The sequence below is a fragment of the Bradyrhizobium sp. USDA 4353 genome (assembly GCF_054063215.1).
The window spans coordinates 1967675-1986863 of record NZ_JBSSGB010000001.1 but is presented as its reverse complement, the minus strand read 5'-3'; the positions used below and the strand labels follow the sequence as shown (position 1 = coordinate 1986863).

16 protein-coding genes and 1 pseudogene are annotated in these 19189 nt (G+C 65.5%); 10 read left to right on the top strand and 7 right to left on the bottom strand.

Going from position 1 to position 19189, the window contains the following annotated elements:
- Positions 1-175: 175 nt before the first annotated feature.
- Positions 176-1097: pseudogene (locus ACVILH_RS08895) on the top strand (polyprenyl synthetase family protein).
- A gap of 15 nt (positions 1098-1112) precedes the next feature.
- Entirely contained in the window at positions 1113-1805 is a 693-nt protein-coding gene (locus tag ACVILH_RS08890; RefSeq protein ID WP_456712553.1) for a DUF1345 domain-containing protein, read from the top strand.
- A gap of 239 nt (positions 1806-2044) precedes the next feature.
- Here the strand turns inward: ACVILH_RS08890 and ACVILH_RS08885 are convergent, their stop codons facing one another.
- Complete coding sequence (locus ACVILH_RS08885) at positions 2045-3955, bottom strand: caspase family protein (RefSeq protein ID WP_456712552.1); 1911 nt, start codon at positions 3953-3955, stop codon at positions 2045-2047.
- Between the two features lie 218 nt (positions 3956-4173).
- Here ACVILH_RS08885 and ACVILH_RS08880 point away from each other — a divergent pair, with 218 nt between their 5' ends.
- The 5 genes from ACVILH_RS08880 (at position 4174) to ACVILH_RS08860 (ending at position 9072) form a co-directional block, all read left to right on the top strand.
- A complete protein-coding gene (locus ACVILH_RS08880; protein ID WP_434858230.1) occupies positions 4174-4548 on the top strand; it encodes a nuclear transport factor 2 family protein in 375 nt (124 codons plus the stop codon).
- Between the two features lie 30 nt (positions 4549-4578).
- A complete protein-coding gene (locus tag ACVILH_RS08875) occupies positions 4579-6186 on the top strand; it encodes a Na+/H+ antiporter (RefSeq protein ID WP_456712551.1) in 1608 nt (535 codons plus the stop codon).
- A 356-nt stretch (positions 6187-6542) separates the two neighbouring features.
- A complete protein-coding gene (locus ACVILH_RS08870; protein ID WP_456712550.1) occupies positions 6543-7919 on the top strand; it encodes an IS30 family transposase in 1377 nt (458 codons plus the stop codon).
- Positions 7920-8557: 638 nt separating this feature from the next.
- Positions 8558-8788 carry a hypothetical protein gene (locus ACVILH_RS08865; RefSeq protein WP_456712549.1) on the top strand — a complete coding sequence of 77 codons (231 nt, stop codon included), beginning with the start codon at positions 8558-8560 and terminating at the stop codon, positions 8786-8788.
- On the top strand, positions 8785-9072 hold the full coding sequence (locus tag ACVILH_RS08860; RefSeq protein WP_456712548.1) for a type II toxin-antitoxin system RelE/ParE family toxin: 288 nt from the start codon (positions 8785-8787) through the stop codon (positions 9070-9072). The genes ACVILH_RS08865 and ACVILH_RS08860 overlap by 4 nt, the downstream gene beginning before the upstream one ends.
- 38 nt (positions 9073-9110) lie before the next feature.
- Here ACVILH_RS08860 and ACVILH_RS08855 read toward each other — a convergent pair whose 3' ends face one another.
- The 4 genes from ACVILH_RS08855 to ACVILH_RS08840 all read right to left on the bottom strand — a co-directional run bounded on the left by ACVILH_RS08855 (position 9111) and on the right by ACVILH_RS08840 (position 13253).
- Entirely contained in the window at positions 9111-9623 is a 513-nt protein-coding gene (locus tag ACVILH_RS08855) for a GNAT family N-acetyltransferase (RefSeq protein WP_456712547.1), read from the bottom strand.
- Between the two features lie 549 nt (positions 9624-10172).
- Positions 10173-11462 (bottom strand): flavodoxin-dependent (E)-4-hydroxy-3-methylbut-2-enyl-diphosphate synthase, encoded by a 1290-nt coding sequence (ispG, locus tag ACVILH_RS08850; protein WP_456712546.1) that lies wholly within the window; start codon positions 11460-11462, stop codon positions 10173-10175.
- 13 nt (positions 11463-11475) lie between these two features.
- Positions 11476-12429, bottom strand: a complete 954-nt coding sequence (locus ACVILH_RS08845; RefSeq protein WP_456712545.1) for a DMT family transporter — start codon at positions 12427-12429, stop codon at positions 11476-11478.
- 332 nt (positions 12430-12761) lie between these two features.
- Positions 12762-13253, bottom strand: coding sequence for a Fur family transcriptional regulator (locus ACVILH_RS08840; protein WP_456712544.1), 492 nt, complete (start codon positions 13251-13253; stop codon positions 12762-12764).
- A gap of 173 nt (positions 13254-13426) precedes the next feature.
- On the opposite strand from ACVILH_RS08840, the gene ACVILH_RS08835 reads away from it, so the two are divergent.
- From ACVILH_RS08835 to ACVILH_RS08825, 3 genes are read left to right on the top strand one after another with little or no spacing between them, the layout of a single operon-like run.
- On the top strand, positions 13427-13906 hold the full coding sequence (locus ACVILH_RS08835) for a MarR family winged helix-turn-helix transcriptional regulator (RefSeq protein WP_456712543.1): 480 nt from the start codon (positions 13427-13429) through the stop codon (positions 13904-13906).
- Positions 13899-15050 carry an HlyD family secretion protein gene (locus ACVILH_RS08830; protein ID WP_456712542.1) on the top strand — a complete coding sequence of 384 codons (1152 nt, stop codon included), beginning with the start codon at positions 13899-13901 and terminating at the stop codon, positions 15048-15050. Before ACVILH_RS08835 ends, ACVILH_RS08830 begins: the two co-directional genes overlap by 8 nt.
- A 4-nt stretch (positions 15051-15054) precedes the next feature.
- Positions 15055-16611: a DHA2 family efflux MFS transporter permease subunit gene (locus ACVILH_RS08825; protein ID WP_456712541.1), complete on the top strand. Its 1557-nt coding sequence runs from the start codon at positions 15055-15057 to the stop codon at positions 16609-16611.
- A 540-nt stretch (positions 16612-17151) separates the two neighbouring features.
- On the opposite strand, the gene ACVILH_RS08820 is transcribed toward ACVILH_RS08825, so the two are convergent.
- Complete coding sequence (locus ACVILH_RS08820) at positions 17152-18216, bottom strand: phosphotransferase (RefSeq protein ID WP_456712540.1); 1065 nt, start codon at positions 18214-18216, stop codon at positions 17152-17154.
- A gap of 59 nt (positions 18217-18275) precedes the next feature.
- Positions 18276-19169, bottom strand: a complete 894-nt coding sequence (locus ACVILH_RS08815; RefSeq protein WP_456712539.1) for a dioxygenase family protein — start codon at positions 19167-19169, stop codon at positions 18276-18278.
- Between the last annotated feature and the right edge of the window lie 20 nt (positions 19170-19189).

The following is a 19189-nucleotide window of genomic DNA, read 5'->3' as shown; positions in this document are numbered from 1 at the left end:
CGCTCGGGTTGGACCACGCTGGGGGCGGCCGTGAGGGGCGGATTATCCGACATCTCCATCAGGTTTCCTGCTTTTTTCCGCCGTTGCGGCCGAAAGCCACCACCGTCCCCGCAATTGACGAAGTCGCCGCCATCAACGATTGTCCGGCGAATTTTGCCCTTGGAGCTCTTCTTAAATGACCGCGACGGCCACCGACTTCACCCAACGCCTGGACAAGACCGCGGAGGAGACCGAAGCGCTGCTCGGCGAGCTCTTGTCCGATGCGCCCTTGGCCGACGAGATCGCCCGTCCGAAGCGGCTGATCGACTCGATGCGCTATTCCAGCCTCGGCGGCGGCAAGCGGCTGCGCCCATTCCTGGTGGTCGAGAGCGCTGCCGTGTTCGGCGTGCCCCGCCGCGGCGCGCTGATGGCGGGCGCCGCGCTCGAATGCATCCATTGCTACTCCCTGATCCATGACGACCTGCCGGCGATGGACAATTCGGACCTCCGCCGCGGACGTCCGACGCTGCACAAGGCCTATGACGACGCCACCGCGATCCTCGCCGGCGACGCCGCTCCTGACCATTGCCTTCGACATCATCACCCGCGACGAGATCCATCCCGATGCCGGCGTGCGCCTGGCGCTGACCCGGGCGCTGGCCCGGTGCGCCGGTGTCGGCGGCATGGCCGGCGGCCAGATCCTCGATCTTGCCGGCGAGGGCCGGTTCGGTGATCGCGATCCGGTCGACGTCGCCCGCGTGCAGCAGATGAAGACCGGCGCCCTGCTCCGCTTCGGCTGCATCGCCGGCGCCCTGCTCGGCCAGGCCACGCCAGCCGAGTACCAGGCGCTCGACGACTACGGCCGCGCGCTCGGCGAGGCCTTCCAGATCGCGGACGACCTGCTCGACGTCGAGGGCGATGCCGCCACGCTCGGCAAGCCGGCCGGCGCCGACGCCGAGCTCGGCAAGACCACTTTCGTCACCCAGCTTGGCGTCGAGGGCGCCAAGCAGCGCGTCCGCGACCTGCTCGCGCGTGGCGACGCCGCGCTGTCGATCTTCGGAGCCAAGGGCGACGTCTTGCGCGCGGCCGCGCATTTCGTCGCCGAGCGCAAGAGCTGAGCCGGGGCCGCGCGGTTGACCGGGCTGCATCCTGACGATCCGGTGCTGGCGCGCTTCGCGCGCCTGCCACGCGGGTTGCGCATCATCTATGCGCGCCCGCGCACCTTTATGTCGCTCGGCATCGCCGCCGTCTCGTTCTTTCTGCTTCCGTCCGCGCTCCGGCTGATCACGCGGCTCCTGATCAGCTGGGACATCTTCGCCACGATCTACCTCGTGCTGGTCGCGGTGATGATGTTGCGCAGCGAGCATCAGCACATCCGCCGCAAGGCGGTCATGCAGGACGATGGCCGATTCGTGATCCTGCTGGTCACCGCGCTCGGCGCCTTCGCCAGCATCGCCGCCATCGTGTTCGAGCTCGGCGCCTCCAAGCGCGATGCGCCTGCGCTGACGCTTGCGCTGCTCACCGTCTCGCTGTCCTGGGTCGCGGTGCATGCGACCTTCGCCTTGCACTACGCCCATGACTATTATCGCGGCGCCAAGCCGGGCGGCCTGCAATTTCCGAGCGGCGACAAGGACGAGCACGCCGACTATTGGGACTTCGTCTACTTCTCCTTCATCATCGGCATGACCGCCCAGGTCTCCGACGTCGGCATCACCGACAAGGTCATCCGCCGCACCGCCACCGTCCACGGCATCATTTCGTTCGTCTACAACACCGCCCTCGTCGCCCTGATGGTCAACATCGCCGCCAGTGCGATCTCGTCCTGATCGAGTTTCGATCAGGCTGACCTGATCGCGAGCTTGGGGCACGTTCACCTCTCCCGAAGGGAGAGGTCAGATGGCATCGCCAGATGCAATCCGGGTGAGGGTTTGAGGTGAGAGATGATCGTGTGATCCCCCTCACCCGGCGCTGCGCGCCGACCTCTCCCCGGCGGGGAGAGGTGGACCGAGATCGCGGCGACAGCTCGGCTCGATCAGCATGGCCGGGCCATTGGTCCGCTCTCCCATCAATTGCACACCTCGGCGGTGGCGTTCACGCCGGGGCCGCCGCCGCCGCGATATTCGAGCCGGCAGCCTTGGCGGACGGGACGGCAGAGATAGGCGTCGCAATAGATCTGGCCCGACGACGGTTTTGGACGTGCCTGCGCCTGGGGCTTCGGAGCGGTGAAGCTCGGGGCCACTCCGATGCCGACACCGAGACCGCCGCCGCCGACACCGATCCCGACGCCAACGCCGACATTCGGCGCCGCCATCGGCATGTTCGGCTCGGGCGCCGCACGAGCGCCGCGGCGGCGCGACGGCACGTCCTCGTCGTCGCTGCTATCGCGCTTGGCCACCGGCTTCTTGTCGCGCCGCTTCTCGCACTCATTGTCGTCGTTCACGAACGAGCCTTCGGCGCAGACGATGCGGGTGCAGCGGTCGCCGTCGGATTTGTAGCCGTGCTGGCAGACCAGCGGACAGACGCGCGCCTGCTTGAGCTTGATCGCAGCAAGCGCATCGGCCGAGGCGGCCTGGGTGTCCAGCTTGGTGCCGGCATAGCGATTGAACTGCGACAGCGACCGGCGCGAGGCCGAGCCCCAGTCGCCATCGGCATCCTCGGTGAGGCAGCCGACCCGGCGCAGCTCGAGCTGCACCGACTTGGTCAGGTCAGCCGGCTGCGAGGCCGGCGTCAGCGACGCCACCTGCGGCCCCTGCTGCGGAGCTGCCGCCGGAGACGTGGCGGCACGCGGATTGTCGGCGGCCGCGAGCTGCTGCTCCTGGCGCTTGCGCTCAGCATCAGCGGCCTGCTGCTGCGCGAGTTGGGTCGCCTTCTCGGCCGCTAGACGCGCCTGCTCGGCGGCCTTGGCCTCGGCCTCCGCCTTGGCGAGCGTATCCTTGCGCGCACCCTCCGCGGCGAGACGAGCCCGCTCGGCCTCCGTCACGCGGGCCTTCTCGGCGGCGGCGGCGCGGTTCTCCTCGGCCGTGAGCTTTTCGAGCTGCAGCTTGGCGAGGCTCGCATAGAAACCGTCGGGGTACTGCGCCAGAAAAGCGTTCAGCGCGCCCTTGTTGCCGACCTGCATCGCGAGCTCATAGTCGCGGCGGATGTCGGCCTGCGGATTGGCGGGCGGCGGCGTCACCGGCATCTGCGTGACCACGCGCGGCACGCCGGGCACCAGCGGCACGTCCTCGCCGCCGAGCGAGCCATACACGAACGGCTCCTGGCGGTTGCTGGTCGACTTCAGCACCTCGTCGCGGACGAAGCCGAACGCCTTGCGGACATCGAGGCCGGGCGTCGCGATGTGGCGCGACAGCGCCAAGGTGAACGGCGAGTTGTTGCCGTCGCCATCCTGCGCGGTGGAGCCGGCCTTCGCCGAATAGGCGATCAGCGTGTTCGGACTGGTCGGCTCGACCTTGGCGAGGCCGCGGCCGAGGCTGCGCGTCGCCACCGTCCGCTGCATGTTGCGGGTGAAGGGATTGTCGCGGCAGGCGTCGAGGATGACGAGCCGCAGCTTCTTGGCGGGCTCGACGGCGACCAGGATGCGGTCGAGCGACAAGGTCTCGTCATAGACGTCGGTATCGCGCTCGAGCCGGGCGTCGATCGGGATCAGGTAATTCGAGCCTTCGACCTCCATGCCGTGGCCGGCATAATAGACCACGGCGATATCGGCATCGCGGGCCGCATCGGCGAAATCGCGCAAGGCGCGTCGCGTCTCGCGGGCGGTGAGATCGCGGCGGTAATCGACCACGTCGAAGCCGGCGTTCTTGAAGGTCTGGGTCATCACCGCGCCGTCATTGGCGGGGTTCGTGAGCTGCGGCACGTTCTGATAGGCGGAATTGCCGATGACCAGCGCCACCCTCTTCTCGGCGAGCGCGGGATGGCCGACCAGCAGCAGCGCTGCCGCCAGGATGTAACCGCCCAATCGAACCGACCACGACATCGAATTTACCCCATAATCTTGGGAGACCTGCCGGCTCTGCCTATCAGACGGCGGCCCGTTCGGCTTGTGACCGACATCACGCAACCTTTATTGCCGGAACAACCCGCTGCGGCCGCGTTATTTTTGTCGACGAAGCATCGGCCGCAGTTCATGGCTTGCCAACCCCCGATTTGCATCGAAAATGCGATGCTTGTTTGTCGGGGTTCCAGGAGCATTCCATGAGCGCAGACCGTTCCACCGTCGAATCCGTCGTGCAGGGCTATTTCGATGCGCTCTATGAGGGCGATGCCGACAAGCTCGGCGCAGTGTTCCACCCCACCGCTGATCTGCGCTGGGTCGAGAAGGGCGAGCTGAAGATCCTCACCGTGCCGGATTGGCTGGCCTGGGTGCGCAAGCGCCCCTCCGCCAAGGCCGAGGGCAAGCCGCGGGAGGATTTCATCGTCACCATCGACCGCTCGGACGACAAGACCGCCTTCATCAAGGTGCGCTGCCAGCTGCCGCCGCGCTACTTCACCGATTATCTCGTCGCCATGAAGCTCGCCGACGGCTGGCAGATCGTTTCGAAATCCTACCGCTACGATCTCCGGGACTGAGCCCGGCGCATCGACGCCAGGCTGTCGCTGATGGCAGAGCATTTTCAAATCTTCCTGATCCTGCTGGCCGTGCTGGCGGGAACTGCGCTCATTGCACGCCGGGCCAATCTGGCCCCGGCGATCCTGCTGATGCTCGCCGGCATCGCGCTGGCCTTCGTGCCGAGCATGCCGGCCTTCGCGCTGCCGCCGGAGCTGGTGCTGCTGGTGGTGCTGCCGCCGCTGATCTACTCCTCCAGCGTCGCGATGAGCTGGCGCGAGTTCAAGCGCAATCTGCGCCCGATCGTGTTCCTGGCGGTCGGCTGCGTGCTGTTCACCGCCTCCATGGTGGCGGTCGCGACGCATTTCCTTCTCGGCCTGCCATGGAGCCTCGGCTTCCTGCTCGGCGCGATCGTGGCGCCGCCCGACGTCGTGGCCCCGCTCGCCATCGCCCGTCGGCTGCATCTGCCGCGACGGGTCATGGTCATCCTCGAGGGCGAAGGTCTCGCCAATGACGCGACGGCGCTGATCCTCTACCGCTTCGCGGTGGCGGCGATCACCACGGGCGCGTTCTCGCTTCCGGTCGCCGCCGGCGAATTCGCCGCGATTGTTGTCGGCGAGATCGCCTTCGGCATCGGCGTCGGCTGGCTGATGCTGCGCGCCCGGCATTATTCCGACGACACCCGCGTCGAGATCACGCTGTCGCTGCTGACCCCCTATCTTGCTTACTGGATCCCCGAGCATCTCGGCGGCTCCGGCGTGATCGCGACCGTCGCCTGCGGGCTCTATATGAGCTGGAACGGCCCGCTCTGGATCTCCTCGGCGACCCGTCTGCAAGGCGTGTTCTTCTGGGACCTCGTCGTCTACCTGATCGAGGGCATGCTGTTCCTGCTGACCGGCTTGCAAATGCGGCTGATCTACGAGAAGTCGAAGGTGTTTCCGCTCGACGACATCCTGATCGCGACCGCCCTGGTGGTCGCCATCGTCGTGGTCGCGCGCTTCGCCTGGACGTTTCCGGCGACCATCCTGCCGCGCGTTCTCAGTCCGTCGCTGCGCGCCCGCGATCCGCTGCCGCCCTGGCAGCAGACCTTCATCATCGGCTTCACCGGCGTGCGCGGCACGGTCTCGCTCGCCACCGCGCTGGCATTGCCGCTGACGCTCTCGACCGGCGACGCGTTTCCCTATCGCGACGAGATCCTGTTCATCGCCTTCGGCGTGATCTTCTTCACCCTGATCGGCCTCGGCCTGACCCTGCCGATCGTCGTGCGCTCGCTCGGCATCGGCCGCACCGGACGGGCCGAGCATGTGCGCGAGCACGCGCAGGAGATCGCCGCGCGACGCGAGGTGCTCGACCGTGCGCTGAAATCGCTGGAGACGATGACGAGCGATCGCGAACTGTCCGAGGAGGTCGTGCGATTGCTGCGAGCCCGGCATGACGTGCGCATGCAGCAGCTGCCGGAGAACCTCAATCCCGACGACTACGATGCCTCGGCGCTCGGCATCGAGCTGACCCGGGAGCTGATCGGCGTCGAGCGCAAGACGATTCATGCCATGCTCCGCGACGGCCAGATCACCGACGAAACCCGCCGCCGCATCGAGCGCGACCTGGATCTGGAAGAAGCGAGCCTCGCCAACCGCGAATATGGGCAGCTGCCGTTGTAGAAGTGAGTTGCGAGCCGCCTCGTCACACTCAGTGTCATCCCGGCGCACGCCGGGATCCATAACCACCGGCCAGCGCGGTGACGAAGGCTGATAGCTCCAGCGCGCCCTACATTCCCTCCTGGGAATCTGGGTCCCGGAATTTGTCGACACAGGTCATCATCCTCGCGCCCGCGTTTCGCGTCCGAGCATTGATCCTCTCTCGCCCTCTTCCATCAGAGGGCGCAGGGAAGGGCCGGGCCCCGACTGAGGCCCGTGGCCCGCCTGCGGAAAAAAATGCAGGCGGCAGGTACCACAGGTTCAGCCGGACAAGACGGCGGATTCAATCGGTCGTCGCAACACTCGATGAGGAGGTTGCGATGGGGATTCGAAAGAGATGGTCAACGCGAGGCAAGCTGGGATCGATGGGGCGCCCACCAGTTGCGGGGCGTGCGGAACAGCAGAAATTTTGGCGGGGGATTGCCGCTGGGTTGAACAGCGAGAATGCTGCGCTGGCCGCTGGATTGGCCGATGCTGTCGGCCCCCGGTTGTTTCGAAAGGCAGGCGGCGTGGTACCAGCGATGTTCAGGCCGTCGGCGAAGCCGCTCTCCGGACGATACCTCTCTTTTTCTGAGCGCGAAGAGATTGCACTGCTGCATGCGCAGCGCCATTCTGTACGAGAAATAGCACGGCGCCTTGATCGGTCTCCCTCGACCATCTCTCGTGAGCTCGATCGCAATGCTGCGACGCATGGCGGCAAGATGGCCTATCGGGCGACGGCCGCCCAGTGGCATGCAGATCGATCGGCCCGGCGTCCCAAGCCGAGCAAGCTTGCAAGCAACGCGGCCTTGCGCACTTATGTTGAAGAACGGCTGGCTGGAGTTGTCGCGCCTCCAGGCGGCGCTCGGCGGAAGACCTATCGTGCGGGTTCGGACCAGGAGCGGCGATGGGCAAAAGCCTGGAGCCCCGAGCAGATCGCCCAACGCTTGCCGATCGACTTCCCGGATGACGAGACGATGCGGATCAGTCACGAAGCCATTTACCAAGCACTTTTTGTTCAGAGCAGAGGAGCGCTGAATCGCGAGTTGACGGCCTGCTTGCGAACGGGACGTGCGCTGCGGGTGCCTCGAGCGCGCACGCGGAAGCGCAGCAGAGGCTTCGTCTCGCCGGAGATCATGATCAGTGAGCGTCCGGCTGAAGTCGCGGATCGCGCCGTGCCGGGACATTGGGAAGGGGATCTGATCGTTGGCTCCGAGAGTTCGGCAATCGGCACGCTGGTCGAACGCAGCACGCGGTTTACAATGCTCCTGCACCTTCCACGGTTGCCAGGGTTTGACGACGGCCCCCGTACGAAAGATGGTCCTGCGCTCTCCGGACACGGAGCTGAAGCGGTACGCGATGCGATCACGCGCACCATCATCACCTTGCCCAAGGAACTGCGCCGCTCGCTCACTTGGGATCAGGGGGCCGAAATGGCCAAGCATAGCGACTTGACGATCGCTACGGAAATCCAAGTCTACTTCTGCGATCCAAGGAGCCCCTGGCAGCGTGGCACCAACGAGAACACAAACGGCCTGCTGCGGCAGTACTTTCCGAAGGGCACAGATCTGAGCATCTACGATGCCGACGAGATCGCCGCTGTGGCCGCAGCGCTCAATTCCAGGCCGAGAAAGACGCTGGGATGGAAAACCCCAGCCGAGGCGCTTGACGAGTTGCTGTCGGGAATGAAAACACTTGATGTTGCGACGACCGCTTGAGGCCGCCGACCCGGCCCTCCCTGCGCAATGGTTTTAGCGGCTGCTTCGCACTCTCCCCGGGGACCGGCTTTCTTGTCCCCGTCACCGGCCCATCGTCGGCCAGCTTGGCATCAGCGTCGGGATGTCAGGACCATGCGACTTGACCGTCCGCGCCATGACGTTCGTCCGCGAGCCCATCGGCCCGCTGCGCCACACCGCGTCCACCGCATCCCACCTCCACGTTCGTGACGACCGCGAAGCGTCCCTCTTCAGTGAGGCGGGACGGGCGGAAGCATCGATCTGATTTGCCCGACGACACAAGGCGGCAGGGGTGCGACATGGTAACGCGACGGGCAAGATTTGAGATTGCGGGCGCTAACCACACCCACCGTCGTCGTCCCGGCCTCAAGCCGGGACCCATATCCACCGGCGGGTGTGATTGCGACGAATGCCGCTCCAGCTTGCTCAACAACTAACAACGGTGGTTCTGGGTCCCGGCTCAAGGCCGGGACGACACCAGTGACGCGGCAATATCTTGCCGCACACCCCGCAACGGGTCGCCGGTGCTCATGCGCCTGGATGGACAGCCGCACTGCAACAGTCCAAGCGGCCACTCACGGCATGATGCGCCGCGCTCCGTTATCTGCTATGATAAGGCCATGACCCGAGACGCCCTCGAAATACTCCTGGAACGCGTCGCAGCTTGGCCAGACCAGGCTCAGGCGGAATTCGTGCGGTCGGTGGAAGACATCGAGACGAGACATCTCGGACCATACCGGCTGAGCGATGATGAGCGGAAGGCGGTCCAGCGCGGGCTGCAGGAAATGCGGGATCGAAAACTCGCCACCGACGACGCGGTTGCGGCCGTCTTTAACCGCTATCGGGCATGAAAGTCCGATGGTCGCTGTCGGCTTTGGATGAAATCGAGAGCATCTTCTCCTATAGCCGCGAGCATCATCCGACCGCAGCTTCTTCAGTCGTCGCACGGATCGAGCGGCTGACATCGATACTCGCGGACTTTCCGTTTGCCGGCCACGTCACGGACGAGCCCAACGTTCACGTCCTAGCCGTCGTGCGTTATCCCTTCCGCATTTTCTATGCAATCGATGAGTCCGCCGATGAGATCGTGATCTTGCATGTTAGCCATACGGCCCAAGAAGAACCATTTTCGTAGACAGCCTGCATCATCAGCACGCATTCCGAGCGCAGCCCTCACCGCTCGTACATCCATCGCGTCACCGCTTGGTGGTAGTTCATCGGACCAGGTACCGTCTTGTAGGTCTTCAGATAACGGAAACCCGCTTTCTGCAGCGTGCGGTTGGGCGCGGTGTTGTAGGCGTTCGGCTCGCAGAACAGCTGCTTGAGCTTGAGGCGATCGAAATACAGATCGATGCTGCGACGGATACATTCGGTGCCCAAGCCGCGGCCGCGCAGCTCGGGCTCGGTGACGTGGAGATGCATGTGGGCGCGGTTGCCGAACACGATGCGGTCGCAGCTGGAGAAGCCGATGGGGCGGCCGTCGAGGCGCCAGATCACCAGCAGCGCGGCGCGCTCGGTCAGCGGTGTCTCGTAGAGGGTCTTGAACAGGCTGGTCCAGACCGGGCGGGCCGGGAGCCGCGTCGGGTCGATGCCCATGAGGTCGAGCTGCTCGACGCTCGACGCATAGAAATAGTCGATGACCAGCGAGGTCTCGGCGAGGGTCATTTCACTGACGTCGAGGTTCATCGAGGCATCCTTTTCAGCAGGCCTCAAGGTGCTGATCATGCGGGCAGCAGTGGGGCGGCGCGGCGGAGCCGCGCCGCTCGCGCAAGCGGCGGACGAGGCGGCAGTGACGCTGCGGAAATTTTCAGAATGAAGCGCGAGGGACAAGCAGCTGTGAGTTGTGAGGATGAGACAGCCTCGCCCAGCAACAGGTGTGAGTTGTCGCATCGGGTGTTGCGGCCCTCTTACCTCTCCCCGCTCTTTGCGGGGGCGCGACGAGCTTCGCTCGCGCTGAGAGGTCGGATTGCGCAGCAATCCGGGTGAGGGGCATGGCACGCGCGAAGTCACGTCAACGGTCTATCGGACGGGCACGACCGCCGGGGCCGACTAATATGTCGCAGATATCTTCGTTCAGTTCGTTGCAGGGCATCGGCACCGCCTGTGTGGCTGCCCCTCACCCCAACCCTCTCCCCGTGAAGAACGGGGAGAGGGAGCGCACCGCCGTCTTGGCGGCGGCTCGATCTCAGATCATCGTCGTAGCAAAGCCGCGCGAGGCGCAGCCAAACCCCGCTCCTACTCCGCCGCGGTCACGCTCTCCGGGGCCTTCGCGCCGTTGCCGTAGCGCTGGTCGATGTAGTCGATGACCAGGGCCTTGAAGTCGGCGGCGATCGTCGGGCCGCGCAGGGTGCGGAACTTCTTGCCGTCGACGAAGACCGGTGCGGCCGGGGCCTCGCCGGTGCCGGGCAGCGAGATGCCGATGTTGGCGTGCTTGGACTCGCCGGGGCCGTTGACGATGCAGCCCATGACGGCGACGTTGAGCGCCTCGACGCCGGGATATCTCGTCTTCCAGGTCGGCATCTCGTCGCGGATGAAATCCTGGATCGAGCGCGCCAGCTCCTGGAACGTGGTGGACGTGGTACGGCCGCAGCCCGGGCACGCCGCGACCAGCGGCACGAAGGTGCGGAAGCCCATGGTCTGCAGCAGCTCCTGCGCAACCTGCACCTCGAGCGTGCGGTCGCCGCCGGGCTCGGGGGTCAGCGAGATGCGGATGGTGTCGCCGATGCCCTGCTGCAAGAGGATGCCGAGCGCGGCCGAGGAGGCGACGATGCCCTTCGAGCCCATGCCGGCCTCGGTGAGGCCGAGATGGATGGCGTAGTCCGAGCGCGCGGCGAGATCCTGATACACCGCGATCAGGTCCTGCACCGCCGAGACCTTGGCGGAGAGGATGATGCGGTCCTTGGGCATGCCGAGCTCTTGCGCGCGCTCCGCCGAGTGCAGCGCCGACTGCACCATGGCCTCGCGCATCACGGCACGCGCATCGCGCGGGTTTTCGGACGCCGCGTTCTCGTCCATGAGCTTGGACAACAGCTCCTGGTCGAGCGAGCCCCAATTGGCGCCGATGCGCACCGGCTTGCCGTATTTGTTGGCGAGCTCGATGATGGTCGAGAACTGGGTGTCGCGCTTGTCCTTGAAGCCGACATTGCCGGGATTGATACGGTACTTCGCCAGCGCCTCGGCGCAGGCCGGGTAATCCGTCAGCAGCTTGTGGCCGATATAGTGGAAGTCGCCGATCAGGGGCGTGGTGATGCCGCGCTTGTCGAGCTGCTCGCGGATGTGCGGGACGGCGGCGGCGGCCTCGTCGCGATCTACGGTGATGCGGACCATCTCCGACCCGGCGCGCGCCAGCGCTGCAACCTGGGCCACCGTGCTCTCGACATCGGCGGTGTCGGTGTTGGTCATGGACTGGACCACGATCGGCGCCCCGCCGCCCACGGCGACGTTGCCGACCATGACTTTGGTGGTCTGATGCCGGGGAGCGGGTCCGGCGACATCGTTCTGGGTCACTGTCTCGGGCTTGTTCATGGGCGCTCGGATATCAGGTTTTGGTGACGGTCAGCAATGGATCAGTCGCGGCTGCGACCGCGCGGTTCGGGCGGTTTACGAGAAAAAGCCCAATGATCACAAGCACGGCGGCGAGGCCAAAGGCCAGCGTCAGGGCGTCATGCAGGATGAAATAGCTTGCCACGACCCCGAATAAAGGGGTGATGAAGGTAAATGCCGACAATTTGCTGGCCGAATAGGCCTTGATCAGCGCGAACCAGATCGTGAACGTGGTGCCGACCACCCAGATCGCCTGATAGGCGAGCAGTCCGATCACGAACGGACTGGGAACATGGGCCAGCCGCTCGCCCGCGATCAGCGCGGCTGCGGCCATGATCGGGACGGAGACGGCCACCTGGTATCCGAGTGCGCGCTCCGGCGCAATCAGGCGCATGCGAGTGCCTTTGATGAAGACCGTGGTCACGCCCCAGAGCAGGCCGCCGCCGACCACCAGCAGATCGCCGAGCAGGACGCGGCTGTCGACATTGGCCTGGGGGATTCCGATGGCGAGCGCGACGCCGGTGAAGCTCATGGCCAGCCCGCCCCATTGCGCCGGGCCGAGCCGCTCGCCGAGGAAGCGGAACGAGCCGAGCGCGACGAAGAACGGCGCGGTGTAGAGGAAGACGACGGCGCGCGACGCCGAGGTCAGCAGCAGGCCCTGGTAGATCAGCACGAACTCGAAGCCGAACAGCGCGCCCGCGATCAGGCCGAGCCATAGGGTCCCGTCGCGTTCGAACATCCTCACACCGCGCAGTTGCGCGAAGATCAGGAGCACCGGCAGGGCGCCGGCGGAGCGGAAGGTCGCCTGCAGCATCGGCGGCACCTCGGGCAGCGCCAGCTTGATCGCGATCTGGTTGAACGCCCAGGACAGGCAGAGCACGAGCGTGATGGCGATGGCGCCCGGGCCAAGCGGCCGGGTGGCGGCGGATGAAGGGGACGTTGCGGACACGAGGACGGGGGCTCCCGGAGGCGTTTTGTTTTTGGACCGCGACGAGTGCGGTTAGCTTGATTAGTCGTCCGCAGAGATTGGACGAACACTCGGCCCGCAGCGGCGGTGCAACCTCGCCCCGCTTGCGGGGAGAGGTCGGATTGCATCGAAGATGCAATCCGGGTGAGGGGGTACAGGTCTCACCACATACACTTCCCGTGCGTCTGCCCCTCACCCCAACCCTCTCCCCGTAAGAACGGGGAGAGGGAGCGCAGCGTCATTGCGGCGAGATCTCGAATACGATGGCAAGTGGCGTGTGTACAGTTTGGAGCGCTAGAGCGCACTGACCCAGCTCATGCAGCCGTCTGACAATGCGCGCAGAGGCCGGTGATCTCCACCACCGACATCTTCGGCAGGAACCCTGATGCAGCGGCGGCGCTCTTGAGGCTTTCGGCGATCGGGGCCGCGGGAACTTCGCCGACGGCGCCGCAGCTTTCGCAGATCAGGAACGCGACCAGCGCGGTCTGCTCGTGGTCATGCGCGCAGGCGAGGAAGGCGTTGCGGCTCTCGATGCGGTGCACCAGGCCGTTGGCCATCAGGAACTCGAGTGCGCGGTACACCGTGATCGGCGCCGGCCGCGTTCCCGCCTTGGCGAGCTCCTCGATGATCTCATAGGCGCCGAGCGGGCGGTGGCTGGACAGCAGCGCCTCCAGCACCTGGCGGCGCTGCGGCGTGAACTTCTGGCCGCGCTGGGCGCAGACGCGCTCGGCATGGTCGAGGGCATCGGCCGCACAGCGGCCGTGATCGTGGTCGGGCGCCGGGAAGATGGGTTTCGCGAGGGTCATCGCCTGCAATCTAGCATCTCGCGCCCCGCTCGCCAAAGGCTGCGGCCGGGCCATGCATTTTCGCCGAACGGGCCCGCGTCCAAAAGACATGAAATATTCATAAGCTTGCTTATCATATTCGAGGCTCATTACAGCCAAAGCTTACCTCCTCCGTTCCCGAATCGAGACCCGCCATGAGCCGCTCCTCCGCGGACGCCAACTTCCTGTTTACGCTCGGCGAGCTGCAGCGCCTGATGCGCGCCTATGCCGACAAGGAGGCCGCGCGCTTCGGCATGACCCGCGCGCAATGGGCCGTGCTGGTGAAGGTCGAGCGCAACGAGGGCATGAAGCAGTCCGAGCTTGCCGAGCAGCTGGAGATGCAGCCGATCACGCTCACGCGGCTGATCGACAAGCTGGCCGATGCCGGCCTGATCGAGCGCCGCGGCGACGACACCGACCGGCGGGTCAACCGGCTCTACCTGAAGAAGGCCGCGCGCCCGCTGCTCGCCAAGCTCGGCGTTCTCAAGGCCGAGCTGACCGACACCGCCCTTCAGGGCATCAGCGCGGCCGAGGCCGAGCGGCTGATGACCCATCTCGAAGCCATCAAAGAAAATGTGAGAAACGCCCTGCAGTCGCTCTGCGACGAGCAGCGAAAGGAGCAGCGCTATGGCTGAGCCAGCCCTGAAACTCGCCCCCGAACAGAAGGCCAATCCCGACGCGGCGCCGCCTGCTGCTGCCGAGAAGCCGGCGCGTCCCGGAGTCCTGCGCCGCTATCGCCGCACGCTGTTGCTGGTGGTGCTGCCGGTGCTCGCCGCGGTCGGCGGCCTCGCGCTGTATCTCAATGGCGGCCGCTACGTGACCACCGACGACGCCTATGTCGGCGCGCAGAAGGTGCTGATCACGCCGGATATCTCCGGCAAGATCATCAAGGTCCTCGTGAAAGAGGGCCAGCAGGTCCAGAAGGGCGACGAGCTGTTCGAGATCGATGCGGTGCCCTATCGCCTCGCCGTCGACCAGGCCAAGGCGGCGCTCGAGCTGGCGCGCACGAGCTATGAGAACCTCACCGCCAATATCAAGATCTACGGCCAGATGCTCGACCTGGCCAACCAGGGCATCGACCTGAAGCAGAAGGACGTCGAGCGCAAGCAGACGCTCGCCAAGAACAATTTCGGCTCGCAGCTCGATCTCGACAACGCGGCGAATGCGCTGGTGACGGCGAGCGCGCAGGCGCAGTTCATCAAGCAGCAGCTGTCGAACGCGCGGACCCAGCTGCTCGGCAATCCCGACCTGCCGCTGGAGCAGTTCCCGCCTTACGTTCAGGCCAAGGCCAAGCTCGAGGATGCGCAGCGCGATCTCGACCATACGACGTTGCGCGCGCCAATGCCGGGCATCGCGACGCAGGTCGACCAGATCCAGCTCGGCCGCTTCGTCGCCGCGGGCACGCCGGTGTTCTCGGTGATCGACGTCAGCAATCCATGGGTCGACGCCAATCCGAAGGAGAGCGACTTCACCTATGTCGCGGTCGGCCAGCCGGTCGAGCTCGACGTCGACGCCTTCCCGAACCACCGCTTCAAGGGCACGGTCAGCTCGCTGTCGCCCGGCACCGGCGCACAATTCGCGATCCTGCCGCCGCAGAACGCGACCGGCAATTTCGTCAAGGTGGTGCAGCGCGTGCCTGTCAGGATCGCCTTCGACAAGTCCGACAAGTTCGTCGCCAAGCTCAAGGCCGGCATGAGCGTCAACGTGTCGATCGACACCGGGCATGAGCGCACGCTCGCCGGGCTGTTCGGCGCTGCGCACGCCGCCGAGAAGGATTAGCGCGATGAATGCGCCTGCAGCCTCATCCGCGGTTCCCGGCTTCCGCCGGAACATGGTGACGATCTGCGCCATGACGGCGACGATCATGCAGGCGCTCGACACCACCATCGCCAACGTCGCTTTGCCCTACATGCAGGGCACGCTGTCGGCCTCGACCGACCAGATCAATTGGGTGCTGACGTCTTATATTGTCGCGGCGGCGATCATGACCGCGCCGGTGGGCTGGATCGCCAACCGCTTCGGTCGCAAGCGCACCTTCATCATCTGCTCGGCCGGCTTCACCATCGCCTCGGTGATGTGCGGGCTGGCCCAGGACATCACCCAGATGGTGCTGTTCCGCCTCCTGCAAGGCGTGTTCGGCGCCTCCTTGGTGCCGCTGTCGCAGGCCGTGATGCTCGACTCCTACGCGCTACACGAGCGCGCCAAGGCGATGGCGATCTGGGGCATGGGCGTGATGCTCGGCCCGATCATGGGACCGTCGCTCGGCGCCTGGCTGACCGAGACCTATTCCTGGCACTGGGTGTTCTTCGTCAACCTGCCGTTCGGCGCGGTCACCGTGCTCGGACTGACGGCGTTCATGGAGGAGACCAAGCCGAATGCCGAGCTGACCTTCGACTGGTTCGGCTTCATGGCGCTCGCCATCGGCATCGGCTCGCTGCAGATCGCGCTCGACCGCGGCGAGGATCAAGGCTGGCTCGAGAGCAACGAGATCATCATCGAGTTCATCGTCGCGGCCGTCGGCTTCTACTACTTTCTGGCGCATTCGCTGACGACCAAGCGGCCGTTCATCCAGTTCGCGCTATTCAAGGACCGCAATTTCGTCGGCGGCTGCGTGTTCATGACGGTGATGGGCCTGGTGCTGTTCTCGACCATGGCGCTGTCCTCGCCCTATCTGCAGAACGTCATCGGCTATCCCATCCTCACCGCCGGCGTGCTGCTGGCCACCCGCGGCTGCGGCACCTTCGCGGCGATGATGCTGGTCGGGCGTCTATTGCGCTTCATCGAGGCGCGCACCCTGATCATCGTCGGGCTGTCGCTGACGGCGCTGTCGCTGTTCCAGATGACGGCCTGGACGGACCAGACCGGCGTGCCCGAGATCATCACCATCAGCATCATGCAGGGCTTCGGCTTCGGCCTCGTCTTCGTGCCGCTGTCCACGGTGGCATTTCTGACTTTGCCGGGCGAGCTGCGCACCGATGGAACCTCGATGCTGACCCTGGTGCGCAACGTCGCCAGCTCGATCGGCATTTCCATTGCGATCGCGCAGCTCACCGAGGGCACGCGGCGGAACCATGCGATCCTGGTGGAGCACATCAACCCGTTCAATCATGCCCTGCAGATGCCGAATGTGGCGGGGCTGCTGAACCTCTCCACCGATGCGGGTCGTGCAATGGCCGATGCGATGGTGATGGTACAGGCCCAGATCCTGGCCTTCTCGCACGACTACCAGCTTGTGATGACCTTCATTCTGGTGTCGATCCCGCTCGCGGTGATGATCGGGTCGACCCGCACGGCCTTGCGCGCACAATCCGCGCCGGCCGATCATGCCGTAATGGAGTAGTTAACGATAGTGAATGGTCCTGTCGCGGGAACGAGCGTGCGCTGTTCGGACGCAGTGTGGCGGGAGTAGCAAAAGAGTGACCACGACGTGATGGATTTGTAACTTCAATCCGGCGCGGATCTCGCTATCTTCTCAGTACCCCACTCGGCCCTGCGTATGAGTTGCGCGCAGGGACTGCACCTCATGAGCGCCCCACTCGTGATGTGCCGGGCGGGGGCGGTGGCTCCTCCAGCGCCGCCCCCAGCCCCCGGGGAATTTTTCCCGAACGATTGTTGGTTCTGTCCTTGCGGGCCGCGAGCGGCTTGTGGCTGTTGCTAACTCTCGTCATTACGGCCGGTGGGGGTCGCACGACTTGTCCGACGACCATCCTGCCTCAAGATGGATCACGCGGTATGGGTCCCGGGTCGGCGCAGGCCGGCGCGTTGCGCCGCCGTGCTTGCCCGGGACGACACCTAATTTGTGGCTTCGTACGGCAACGCCACGCTGCCGACGTGAGATTAGTCATCAGCGCGCTGCACCAAGGTGCAGCCGGCTCCTCACTCAATCCAACAGATCGCGGCAGCCGAGATCATCGACGGCGAGGAAGATGCGCTCCAAATTGTTCCACCAGATGATCGGCGGAATGTTCGCGGTCCACTGCCACACCGGCTTGGTGATCTGCCAGAGCACGCCATAGCGATAATCGTCGTCGAGCGCGGCGCGGCTGTAGCCGGTCACGCCATGGCCGAGCAGGGTTTCGTGATAACGATCGAGCAGCTCGCGCTCGACCTGTCGCCGGCGCTCGGGGTACCACTGCAGACCCATTAGATAAGCGAGATCGTTGGCGCCGACATTGATCCGCCACTGGTCGAAGTCGAACACGCGCGCGCGATCGGCCACGCCGGGCTTGGCGAGCAGGAAATTCCAGCTATGCGCGTCGCCATGCGCGATTGTGAGGTGACGGTGCGAATGATAGCGCGCGAGCAGTTTTGGCGTAGCCGCCATGAAGCGTCGGTAGACATCGCGTCGCTCCGCGCTCAGGCGATCACCGAGCAGCGCGGTGAAGCGTTCGAGATGGCCGGCGAGCTGCGCCATCACCTGCGCCATGGCCGCGGGCGTAATGAATTCGCCGATGGTCTGGCCAAGATCGGGATGGTCCCACCACGTGGCATGCAGCCGCGCCAGCGCCTCGACGATGGCCCCAGCCTGCGCCGATGTCGGCGGCAGCGGCCACTCCGTCGCGATCTCATGGCTGTCGGTCAGATCCTCCAGCAGCAGATGCCAGTCGTGGCTGTCGTCGTCCCAATGCGCGCCGAAGCAGCGCGGCACGAGTTGCTGCGGCAGATGCGGCGCGACGGTGGTGTAGAACGCAACCTCCTGGCGGCCGGCCCGCCACAGAGTCTCGGCAAAACTCTCCTGCGCGATCTTGAGGATCAGCGTGCGCGGGGCATCGGGCGCCGGGCCGTCATAGCTCACGCCAAGCCGGATGATGCGCGAAACGATGATGTCGCGCGCGCTGAGCACGGCGACCTCGCGCACGGCGCCAGCGCCGAGCGCGCCGGAGGCACGCAGCGCCTCGGTCAAACACGCGGGGTCGGCGACGAGTGGCAAGGCCGGAGACGTCATCAGGAGCTGTCCTTCGACGGTTACAGCGCCTCCGACTCTAACAGAAAATCAAGACAGTGCTATTTGATCGGCGCCCTTGGCAGCACGGTGTCACCCTCTTCCATGCGGTAGACGTGATCGAGCGAGTACCAGGGCGCGGCGACATCCGGCTCGGTCGGATGCGGCGCGTCGTGGCGGATGAAGTTGCCGAGCAGCGCTTTCGTCACGCCGAACTGGACGTCGCTGTCGATGTGCGGGTCGTTGGGATCGTAGACCTGTGAGATCAGGACCTTGAAGCCTGGCTTCACGATCAGCGCATGCAGATGCGCCGGGCGATAGGGGTGACGGCCCTGCGCCTTCAGGAGACGGCCGACGACGCCGTCGGTCGGAATGGGATAGCCGACCATCATGACCGAGCGAAACCAGAAGCGGCCGTCGTCATCCGTGGTGAGCTTGCCGCGCAGGTTCATGTCGGCCTGCTCGGGATCCTGGTTCTCGTAATAGCCGACGGGAGAGGCGTGCCAGACGTCGACCTCGGCGCCGACAACGGGCGCGCCCTTCGGATCAACCACGCGTCCGTGGACGAACAGCGCCGGGCCCGGCGTGGCGGAGCGCAGGATCGAGCCGCCATTCGCGGTCACCGGCGAGTTCAGCCGCCAGAACGGGCCGAGCAGCGACTGCGCCGTCTCGGTGTTGCCGCCATCACCATTGTTCAGCAGGCAGACCAGCGGCGAGACGCCGAGCGAGCCGGCCATCAGCACGACTTCGTTATGCGTGTCGTTGGTGCGCTGGCCGAGCTCGGCGATGATGGCGGCGGCCTCGCGGAATTCGGCCTCGGTCAGCCGGACGTCGCGGACGAAGCCGTGCAGGTGCCTGATCAGCGACACCATGATCTCGCGCAGCCGCGGGTTGGAGGTCTGCTCCATCACGGCCAAAACAGCGGGAGTGACGTCCTGTTCGCGGGAGATGGTCATGGTCAGGTCTCCGTCATTCC